General features: G+C 36.3%; 4 protein-coding genes and 4 tRNA genes. 7 read left to right on the top strand and 1 reads right to left on the bottom strand.

Annotation, left to right across the window (positions count from 1 at the left end; genetic code table 11):
* Positions 1 to 147 precede the first annotated feature (147 nt).
* Positions 148 to 1182, top strand: coding sequence for a UDP-N-acetylmuramate dehydrogenase (murB, locus tag JEP40_RS18855; RefSeq protein ID WP_198624793.1), 1035 nt, complete (start codon positions 148 to 150; stop codon positions 1180 to 1182).
* On the top strand, positions 1179 to 2141 hold the full coding sequence (gene birA, locus JEP40_RS18850; RefSeq protein ID WP_198624792.1) for a bifunctional biotin--[acetyl-CoA-carboxylase] ligase/biotin operon repressor BirA: 963 nt from the start codon (positions 1179 to 1181) through the stop codon (positions 2139 to 2141). Before murB ends, birA begins: the two co-directional genes overlap by 4 nt.
* A gap of 122 nt (positions 2142 to 2263) precedes the next feature.
* On the opposite strand, the gene coaA is transcribed toward birA, so the two are convergent.
* A complete protein-coding gene (gene coaA / locus JEP40_RS18845) occupies positions 2264 to 3211 on the bottom strand; it encodes a type I pantothenate kinase (RefSeq protein WP_198624791.1) in 948 nt (315 codons plus the stop codon).
* A 436-nt stretch (positions 3212 to 3647) separates the two neighbouring features.
* On the opposite strand from coaA, the gene JEP40_RS18840 reads away from it, so the two are divergent.
* From JEP40_RS18840 to JEP40_RS18820, 5 genes are all read left to right on the top strand, one after another.
* Positions 3648 to 3723 (top strand) — tRNA-Thr (locus tag JEP40_RS18840).
* Between the two features lie 13 nt (positions 3724 to 3736).
* A tRNA-Tyr gene (locus tag JEP40_RS18835) sits at positions 3737 to 3821 on the top strand.
* An 82-nt stretch (positions 3822 to 3903) separates the two neighbouring features.
* Positions 3904 to 3978 (top strand) — tRNA-Gly (locus tag JEP40_RS18830).
* 5 nt (positions 3979 to 3983) lie between these two features.
* Positions 3984 to 4059, top strand: a tRNA-Thr gene (locus tag JEP40_RS18825).
* Between the two features lie 121 nt (positions 4060 to 4180).
* Positions 4181 to 4282: GTP-binding protein (locus JEP40_RS18820; protein ID WP_232799363.1), on the top strand; the 102-nt coding region annotated here is incomplete at its 3' end.

Genomic DNA, 4282 nt, shown 5'->3' with positions numbered 1-4282 from the left:
GAAAGCCAACCCAATGGGTTGGCTTTTTTGCGTTTAAGACATTTAAAATGCAAATATATTTTCTCTCCTCTAATCACTTATCACTTTGCTATCCTCAACGATGCTTGGCTGTTAAACTAAGCTATCAGCTAAATGAGGTAGACTTTCATGAAAGAATCGGTTTCATTGCAAGCATTTAATACATTTGGTTTGAGAGCAAAAGCTCACCAAATAGAAACTGCAAATAATAAAGATGAGCTTTGTACATATTGGCAAAATGCCCATGAGAAGAAATTACCAATCCTTATTCTAGGTGGCGGTAGTAACGTACTATTTACTGAAGATTTTAATGGTATTGTTATCCGTAACTGTATTGCTGGCGTTGAAATTACTGAAAATGAACAATATTGGTCTGTTCATGTTGGAGCTGGTGAGAATTGGCATGCACTTATTGAACATCTGTTAGAAAAAAATATCTATGGATTGGAAAATTTAGCGTTGATCCCAGGCAATGTTGGTTCTGCGCCAATACAAAATATTGGTGCTTATGGTAAAGAGCTGAAAGATGTTTGTGACTATGTTGATATTGTTGAATTAAGTACAGGCAATATTAGCCGATTAACAAATGAAGAATGTGAGTTTGGTTATCGCGATAGTATTTTCAAACATCATTATCAGCAAGGCTTTGCTATTATTGCTGTTGGTTTGCTATTAAGTAAAAAATGGGAGCCTATTCTTACTTATGGCAATTTATCAAAACTATCATTAGAAACTGTTACACCAAAGGATGTGTTTGAATCTGTATGCTTAATGAGAACGAGCAAGCTACCAGATCCAGAAATAACGGGTAATGCTGGAAGTTTTTTTAAAAATCCAATTGTTGATATTCGTATAGCACAACAATTAAAAACGAAATACCCATTCTGTCCTCAATATGTACAGCTAGATGGTGTGAAGCTTGCCGCTGGTTGGTTGATTGATCAATGTGGCCTTAAAGGGCATCAAATTGGTGGTGCGGCAGTCCACACTAAACAAGCACTGGTACTTATTAATAAAGAAGGCACCGCGACAGGTGAAGATATTGTAAACTTAGCGGCATATATTCGCCAGAAAGTCTCAGAACGCTTTGGGGTGCAATTAGAGCCTGAAGTTCGCTTTATTGGTCAATATGGTGAAATTAATGCTGTGGATGCTATTTCATGAAAGAAAGACCAACTCCTTTATTATTAATTGAGACTCTTGCTGATGGAAATATTCATTCAGGAGAGCAATTAGGTGAAAGTTTAGGAATGACTCGAGCAGGCATTAATAAACATATTCAAACATTGCGTAGCTGGGGTATCGACGTTCAGACGGTTGCAGGGAAAGGGTATCAATTAGATGCGCCAATGAACTTATTGAACGCAGATATTGTGAACCAGAATATTAAAGGTGAGCCGGCTAGTGTTATTCCTGTTATAGATTCTACAAATCAGTATTTGATCCAACGTATTAGCGAATTAAAATCGGGTGATGTCTGTATTGCTGAATACCAATCTGCTGGGCGAGGTAGAAGAGGGCGCCAATGGATTTCGCCTTTTGGTAGAAATTTATATTTGAGTATGTATTGGAAACTCGATCAAGGACCTGCAGCAGCAATAGGGTTGAGTTTGGTTGTCGGTGTTATTATGGCTGAAGTATTGCAAAAACTTGGCGCAGACGGCATTAAAGTTAAATGGCCTAACGATCTCTATTTAAATGATAAAAAACTTTCAGGTATTCTTGTTGAATTAACAGGGAAGACAGGTGATGTTGCTCATATTGTAACGGGTATTGGTATCAATATTGCGATGAGTAAAAATCAAAATGAAGTAATTAATCAACAATGGATTAATTTAGAGCAAGTTGGTATTAAGATTGATAGAAATGAACTTGCTTGTGAAATTACTAATGCATTAAGGGAAGCATTTGTTCAGTTTGAGAAACAAGGGTTATCTATTTTTATAGAGCGTTGGAAAGGTTTAGATAACTTTATGAATAGGCGAGTAAAGCTTATTATTGGTGAAAAAGAGATCCTTGGTATTGCCAAGGGTATCAATGATCAAGGGGCTTTACTTTTAGAACAAGATGGCAAAATCATACCTTATATAGGTGGTGAGATTTCGCTACGAAGTGCGTCGTAATGTTTTAAATTTCGTTGAATATCTGAAATTGAAAAAGCTTTCTCTAATCGGAAAGCTTTTTTGTTATTTGTATTATTAAATCTATTTAGAGCTAGATGAAATCAGTAAATAATTGTTCAGTTTTATTTACGTAATCTAACATTGCTAATTGTATGATTATGACCTTTGGTTAAGATCAAACTTGCTCTTTCTCTTGTTGGCAAAATGTTTTGTTTTAAGTTTAATCCATTAATTTCTTGCCAAATTGATGCGGCAATCTCTATAGATTCTTCTCTGCTTAATTTAGAGTAATTATTAAAATACGATTCAGGATCAGTAAATGCACCTTCTCTAAATTTTAAAAAGCGACTGATATACCAGTGTTTTAGTAATTCTTCTTCAGCATCAACATAAATAGAGAAATCTACATAATCTGATACGAAAACATTATGTGGATCATGAGGATAGTCTTGATTACTCTGTAATACATTTAATCCTTCGAGAATTAAGATATCAGGTTGCTCAATAACCTGTTTCTTATCTGGAATGATGTCATACACTAAATGAGAATAGACAGGAGCTGTCACTTGCTTCTTCCCTGATTTTATATCAGAAACGAAAGAGACAAGGCTATGCATATCATAGGATTCTGGAAACCCTTTTTTCTTCATTATCCCGCGTTTTTTTAATTCTGCATTAGGTAAAAGAAAACCATCAGTAGTAATTAAATCTACTTTACGATGCTCTGGCCAACGCGTTAAAAGTGCTTGTAGCAAGCGAGCTGTCGTACTTTTACCGACAGCAACACTACCCGCGATACCAATGATATATGGAATTTTAGCGCTTCTTGTGCCAAGAAATTGCTCTAAGACAGCTTGACGGCGTAAGTTAGAGCTAATGTAAAAATTGAGTAATCTTGAAAGAGGAAGATAAATCTCAATAACATCATCAATAGAAATTTCTTCGTTAATTCCTTTTAAGTCTGCAATTTCTTTCTCTGTTAGCGTTAAAGGAACGGAATCTCTTAACGTTGCCCAGTGCTTTCTGTCAAATTCTAAATAAGGGGTTATAAAGCGTTCTTTGTTATTCATAAGCCAACATCTGCCTAGTCTTCGCAGGTTGGACAGGCTGTTTAAAACACCCGTATCCGATAAAAAATAAACAGCATCATAACGAGTCATGCTTCATTGGCGTAGATATTTTTAAAATTTTTCTACTTTTTTTGACGCGAACTGAATAAATTTGTAAAAAAAGTATAAAAAATAGACATGAAAATTATTTTTTAGCGTAGACTAATGAGTGCATAATTAATTTTTTTTCTAAAAATTTATTGAACACAATAAATTTAGGGCTTAAAAGATAAATTAGGATTTGAATTTATCTTGAATTGTTGTTGTCATTTTGGTCGTTTTTTTCTTAAAAAATCAACAATTCAATCAAAAATGAACAAAATCTAAGCAAAAGAACAAATATCGCAATTTTTTTGTTGCATCATGATGAAAGTCCTCCTAGAATGCGCACCACTTAGCCGGCATAGCTCAGTTGGTAGAGCAACTGACTTGTAATCAGTAGGTCCCGAGTTCGACTCTTGGTGCCGGCACCATTAAAATTTAGTTGGTGGGATACCCAAGCGGCCAAAGGGAGCAGACTGTAAATCTGCCGTCACAGACTTCGAAGGTTCGAATCCTTCTCCCACCACCATTAATTCCTTACTTAAGTGTTTTCAAATAGTAAACACTTAAGTAGAATACAAAGCTGATTTTAAGTCAGGTAGCCGAGTTCTGCGGGCATCGTATAATGGCTATTACCTCAGCCTTCCAAGCTGATGATGCGGGTTCGATTCCCGCTGCCCGCTCCAGATGTGCTGATATAGCTCAGTTGGTAGAGCGCACCCTTGGTAAGGGTGAGGTCGGCAGTTCGAATCTGCCTATCAGCACCACTCCTTCATGTTCTTGCCTCCCTGATTAAAATCTTAACAAGCAATAGCAAATCGCTAATTTACTTACTGCTTGGTTGATGTGGTGTAACCACCGATTCCGTGTCTTAGAGGGACAATTTAAATGTCTAAAGAAAAATTTGAACGTTCAAAACCGCACGTTAACGTTGGTACTATCGGCCACGTTGACCATGGTAAAACAACTCTGACTGCTGCAATCACTACA

This window comes from Proteus vulgaris (assembly GCF_016239305.1).
GTDB classification, from domain to species: domain Bacteria; phylum Pseudomonadota; class Gammaproteobacteria; order Enterobacterales; family Enterobacteriaceae; genus Proteus; species Proteus vulgaris_C.
This window is presented reverse-complemented; position numbering and strand designations above follow the sequence as displayed.

Excerpts from the sequence above, each read along its gene's own strand:
- birA (WP_198624792.1), top strand. The coding sequence starts at position 1,179 with ATGAAAGAAAGACCAACTCCTTTATTATTAATTGAGACTCTTGCTGAT.
- coaA (WP_198624791.1), bottom strand. The coding sequence starts at position 3,211 with ATGAATAACAAAGAACGCTTTATAACCCCTTATTTAGAATTTGACAGA.
- murB (WP_198624793.1), top strand. The coding sequence starts at position 148 with ATGAAAGAATCGGTTTCATTGCAAGCATTTAATACATTTGGTTTGAGA.